The organism is Shigella sp. FC1544, from assembly GCF_001722145.1.
In the GTDB taxonomy this organism is placed as follows: Bacteria; Pseudomonadota; Gammaproteobacteria; order Enterobacterales; family Enterobacteriaceae; genus Escherichia; species Escherichia coli.
In genome coordinates this window covers 1-5,289 of the sequence record NZ_MECT01000138.1, presented here as the reverse complement: position 1 = coordinate 5,289, position 5,289 = coordinate 1, and the positions used below count along the sequence as shown (strand labels likewise).

Below are 5,289 nucleotides of genomic sequence, written 5' to 3'. Positions count from 1 at the left end.
ACGGTTGTGGCGCACGTCTTCGGTGAACGCACTCTGGCCACACTGGAGCGTCTTCTGAGCCTGCTGTCGGCCTTTGAGGTCGTGGTATGGATGACGGATGGCTGGCCGCTGTATGAATCACGCCTGAAGGGAAAGCTGCACGTTATCAGCAAGCGTTACACTCAGCGCATTGAGCGACATAATCTGAATCTGAGACAACATCTGGCAAGGCTGGGACGGAAGTCACTGTCGTTCTCAAAATCGGTGGAGCTGCATGACAAGGTCATCGGGCATTATCTGAACATAAAACACTATCAGTAAGTTGGAGTCATTACCATCATCGGCTTCTATAACGAAATCGATACGGATTAGTGTGTTACTCGTCTTCATCCTCAAAACGCGCCACGATTCGCTCGCCGGAGTGGTTGGCACGCAGCTCTTCTGCCACCAGCGCGATTGCCTGGCCGCTGCTCATCCCTTGTGCCATCAGTTCCTGGATCCGCTCGACAGCTTTTTGCTGCTGTTCATGGGTGAGTGAAGGTAAACCTGCAAACATTGTTAACTCCTGCTAAATTGTTGGCGCTAATTATTTCATGCTACCCGGCACATAGCCAGTAGAGTCAGGACTGATGAAGACGTTATCTCCCGCTGTGATTACTTTACCCTGGCGTCAGGACGCCGCTGAATTTTATTTCTCCCGCTTAAGCCACCTGCCGTGGGCGATGCTTTTACACTCCGGCTATGCCGATCATCCGTATAGCCGCTTTGATATTGTGGTCGCCGAGCCGATTTGCACTTTAACCACTTTCGGTAAAGAAACCGTTGTTAGTGAAAGCGAAAAACGCACAACGACCACTGATGACCCGCTACAGGTGCTCCAGCAGGTGCTGGATCGCGCAGACATTCGCCCAACGCATAACGAAGATTTGCCATTTCAGGGCGGCGCACTGGGGTTGTTTGGCTACGATCTGGGCCGCCGTTTTGAGTCACTGCCAGAAATTGCGGAACAAGATATCGTTCTGCCGGATATGGCAGTGGGTATCTACGATTGGGCGCTCATTGTCGACCACCAGCGTCATACAGTTTCTTTGCTGAGTCATAATGATGTCAATGCCCGTCGGGCCTGGCTGGAAAGCCAGCAATTCTCGCCGCAGGAAGATTTCACGCTCACTTCCGACTGGCAATCCAATATGACCCGCGAGCAGTACGGCGAAAAATTTCGCCAGGTACAGGAATATCTGCACAGCGGTGATTGCTATCAGGTGAATCTCGCCCAGCGTTTTCATGCGACCTATTCTGGCGATGAATGGCAGGCATTCCTTCAGCTTAATCAGGCCAACCGCGCGCCATTTAGCGCTTTTTTACGTCTTGAACAGGGTGCAATTTTAAGCCTTTCGCCAGAGCGGTTTATTCTTTGTGATAATAGTGAAATCCAGACCCGCCCGATTAAAGGCACGCTACCACGCCTGCCCGATCCTCAGGAAGATAGCAAACAAGCAGAAAAACTGGCGAACTCAGCGAAAGATCGTGCCGAAAATCTGATGATTGTCGATTTAATGCGTAATGATATCGGTCGTGTTGCCGTAGCCGGTTCGGTAAAAGTACCAGAGCTCTTCGTGGTGGAACCCTTCCCTGCCGTGCATCATCTGGTCAGCACTATAACGGCGCGACTACCAGAACAGTTACACGCCAGCGATCTGCTGCGCGCAGCTTTTCCTGGTGGCTCAATAACCGGGGCTCCGAAAGTACGGGCTATGGAAATTATCGACGAACTGGAACCGCAGCGACGTAATGCCTGGTGCGGCAGCATTGGCTATTTGAGCTTTTGCGGCAACATGGATACCAGCATTACTATCCGCACGCTGACTGCCATTAACGGACAAATATACTGCTCTGCGGGCGGTGGAATTGTCGCCGATAGCCAGGAAGAAGCGGAATATCAGGAAACTTTTGATAAAGTTACTAAGATATTACGCCAACTGGAGAAGTAAGACGTGGAATACCGTAGCCTGACGCTTGATGATTTTTTATCTCGCTTTCAACTTTTGCGCCCGCAAATTAACCGGGAAACCCTAAATCATCGTCAGGCTGCCGTGTTAATCCCCATCGTCCGTCGACCGCAACCGGGGTTGTTGCTGACTCAGCGTTCAATTCATCTGCGTAAACACGCTGGACAAGTGGCATTCCCTGGAGGTGCAGTCGATGACACGGACGCATCAGTTATCGCCGCCGCGCTGCGCGAAGCTGAAGAAGAGGTCGCTATACCGCCTTCCGCCGTTGAAGTTATCGGCGTGCTGCCGCCCGTCGATAGCGTAACTGGCTATCAGGTAACCCCAGTGGTCGGCATTATCCCGCCCGATCTGCCGTATCGCGCCAGTGAAGATGAAGTCTCGGCGGTGTTTGAAATGCCGCTCGCCCAGGCATTACATCTGGGTCGTTATCACCCTTTAGATATCTACCGCCGTGGCGATTCACATCGGGTATGGCTGTCCTGGTACGAACAGTATTTTGTATGGGGAATGACCGCAGGCATAATTCGTGAGCTGGCGCTGCAAATTGGTGTGAAACCCTGACTATACTTATCTTTACATCTACAAAACACTACTTGAGACAATCATCGCAATATTAGTTAAATCGCGGTTTTTGATTAGTTTAATTCATGTGAATAGTTAAGCCAGTCGCCGCGTTCCCTCTTACACTATGCGCTGTTATTAGTTCGTTACTGGAAGTCCAGTCACCTTGTCAGGAGTATTATCGTGATTAGTCTATTCGACATGTTTAAGGTGGGGATTGGTCCCTCATCTTCCCATACCGTAGGGCCTATGAAGGCGGGTAAACAGTTCGTCGATGATCTGGTCGAAAAAGGCTTACTGGATAGCGTTACTCGCGTTGCCGTGGACGTTTATGGTTCACTGTCGCTGACGGGTAAAGGCCACCACACCGATATCGCCATTATTATGGGTCTTGCAGGTAACGAACCTGCCACCGTGGATATCGACAGTATTCCCGGTTTTATTCGCGACGTAGAAGAGCGCGAACGTCTGCTGCTGGCACAGGGACGGCATGAAGTGGATTTCCCGCGCGACAACGGGATGCGTTTTCATAACGGCAACCTGCCGCTGCATGAAAACGGTATGCAAATCCACGCCTATAACGGCGATGAAGTCGTCTACAGCAAAACTTATTATTCCATCGGCGGCGGTTTTATCGTCGATGAAGAACACTTTGGTCAGGATGCTGCCAACGAAGTGAGCGTGCCGTATCCGTTCAAATCTGCCACCGAACTGCTCGCGTACTGTAATGAAACCGGCTATTCGCTGTCTGGTCTCGCTATGCAGAACGAACTGGCGCTGCACAGCAAGAAAGAGATCGACGAGTATTTCGCGCATGTCTGGCAAACCATGCAGGCATGTATCGATCGCGGGATGAACACCGAAGGTGTACTGCCAGGCCCGCTGCGCGTGCCACGTCGTGCGTCTGCCCTGCGCCGGATGCTGGTTTCCAGCGATAAACTGTCTAACGATCCGATGAATGTCATTGACTGGGTAAACATGTTTGCGCTGGCAGTTAACGAAGAAAACGCCGCCGGTGGTCGTGTGGTAACTGCGCCAACCAACGGTGCCTGCGGTATCGTTCCGGCAGTGCTGGCTTACTATGACCACTTTATTGAATCGGTCAGCCCGGACATCTATACCCGTTACTTTATGGCAGCGGGCGCGATTGGTGCATTGTATAAAATGAACGCCTCTATTTCCGGTGCGGAAGTTGGTTGCCAGGGCGAAGTGGGTGTTGCCTGTTCAATGGCTGCTGCGGGTCTTGCAGAACTGCTGGGCGGTAGCCCGAAACAGGTTTGCGTGGCGGCGGAAATTGGCATGGAACACAACCTTGGTTTAACCTGCGACCCGGTTGCAGGGCAGGTTCAGGTGCCGTGCATTGAGCGTAATGCCATTGCCTCTGTGAAGGCGATTAACGCCGCACGGATGGCTCTGCGCCGCACCAGTGCACCGCGCGTCTCGCTGGATAAGGTCATCGAAACGATGTACGAAACCGGTAAGGACATGAACGCCAAATACCGCGAAACCTCACGCGGTGGTCTGGCAATCAAAGTCCAGTGTGACTAATACTTCTTACTCGCCCATCTGCAACGGATGGGCGAATTTATACCCGCTTTCTCGTCTGCTGTAATATTCCCCACTACACATCCACTGTTGCGTCAGGCGTTTGTCGCCATACGCTTACAGGGTGGCCCGCATGCAAAAAGCACAACGGATCATTAAAACCTATCGACGTAATCGAATGATTGTTTGTACGATTTGCGCACTCGTTACGCTCGCTTCGACCCTGAGCGTGCGATTTATTTCACAGCGTAACTTAAATCAACAACGGGTAGTACAATTCGCCAATCACGCTGTAGAGGAATTAGATAAAGTACTGCTTCCCCTACAGGCAGGTAGCGAAGTCTTGCTTCCGCTGATTGGTCTGCCCTGCTCTGTCGCCCATTTGCCATTACGTAAACAGGCGGCAAAACTCCAAACTGTGCGATCCATTGGCCTGGTGCAAGACGGCACACTCTATTGCTCCAGCATTTTTGGTTATCGCAATGTGCCCGTCGTGGACATTCTGGCTGAACTTCCTGCACCGCAACCACTTTTACGCCTGACGATCGACCGTGCCCTGATTAAAGGCAGTCCGGTTTTGATTCAATGGACGCCTGCAGCGGGCAGTAGCAATGCTGGGGTCATGGAGATGATTAACATCGACTTACTGACGGCAATGCTCCTTGAGCCACAACTGCAGCAAATCAGTAGCGCCAGCCTGACGGTGGACAAACGGCATTTGCTCTATGGTAATGGGCTGGTAGATTCCCTTCCGCAACCTGAAGACAATGAAAACTATCAGGTTTCTTCGCAACGCTTTCCTTTTACCATTAACGTTAATGGTCCGGGGGCTACGGCGCTGGCATGGCACTATCTTCCAACACAATTACCGCTGGCGGTGCTGCTAAGTTTGAGGTAGCCTGAGTTTAACGGACACTCCTTCCTGAAATAGAATGGCATCAGAAGGAGCTAATAATGAGCAGAAAAAACCAACGTTACTCTAAAGAGTTCAAAGCCGAAGCTGTCAGAACGGTTCTTGAAAATCAACTTTCGATCAGTGAAGGCGCTTCCCGATTATCCCTTCCTGAAGGCACTTTAGGACAATGGGTTACCGCCGCCAGAAAAGGGCTCGGTACTCCTGGTTCCCGCACGGTGGCTGAACTGGAATCTGAAATTCTGCAACTGCGTAAGGCGTTAAATGAAGCTCGCCTTG

The 5,289-nt window shown here is 51.5% G+C and carries 5 protein-coding genes and 2 pseudogenes; 6 read left to right on the top strand and 1 reads right to left on the bottom strand.

The window, feature by feature from the left end:
- Window positions 1-300 (top strand): annotated as a pseudogene (locus BGK49_RS09240) (IS1-like element IS1X2 family transposase); the annotation flags it as partial.
- A 55-nt stretch (window positions 301-355) separates the two neighbouring features.
- On the opposite strand, the gene BGK49_RS09235 reads toward BGK49_RS09240, so the two are convergent.
- Window positions 356-535 carry a YoaH family protein gene (locus BGK49_RS09235; protein WP_000457334.1) on the bottom strand — a complete coding sequence of 60 codons (180 nt, stop codon included), beginning with the start codon at window positions 533-535 and terminating at the stop codon, window positions 356-358.
- A 73-nt stretch (window positions 536-608) separates the two neighbouring features.
- On the opposite strand from BGK49_RS09235, the gene pabB reads away from it, so the two are divergent.
- From pabB to BGK49_RS09210, 5 genes and pseudogenes are all read left to right on the top strand, one after another.
- Window positions 609-1,970 (top strand): aminodeoxychorismate synthase component 1, encoded by a 1,362-nt coding sequence (gene pabB, locus BGK49_RS09230; RefSeq protein ID WP_000855021.1) that lies wholly within the window; start codon window positions 609-611, stop codon window positions 1,968-1,970.
- 3 nt (window positions 1,971-1,973) lie between these two features.
- Window positions 1,974-2,552 carry a CoA pyrophosphatase gene (locus tag BGK49_RS09225; RefSeq protein ID WP_000456725.1) on the top strand — a complete coding sequence of 193 codons (579 nt, stop codon included), beginning with the start codon at window positions 1,974-1,976 and terminating at the stop codon, window positions 2,550-2,552.
- 183 nt (window positions 2,553-2,735) lie between these two features.
- Window positions 2,736-4,100, top strand: coding sequence for an L-serine ammonia-lyase (sdaA, locus tag BGK49_RS09220; RefSeq protein ID WP_000624300.1), 1,365 nt, complete (start codon window positions 2,736-2,738; stop codon window positions 4,098-4,100).
- Between the two features lie 130 nt (window positions 4,101-4,230).
- A pseudogene (locus BGK49_RS09215) lies at window positions 4,231-4,989 on the top strand (CSS-motif domain-containing protein); the annotation flags it as partial.
- Window positions 4,990-5,051: 62 nt separating this feature from the next.
- The coding region (locus BGK49_RS09210; protein WP_032335914.1) for a transposase at window positions 5,052-5,289 on the top strand (238 nt) is incomplete at its 3' end.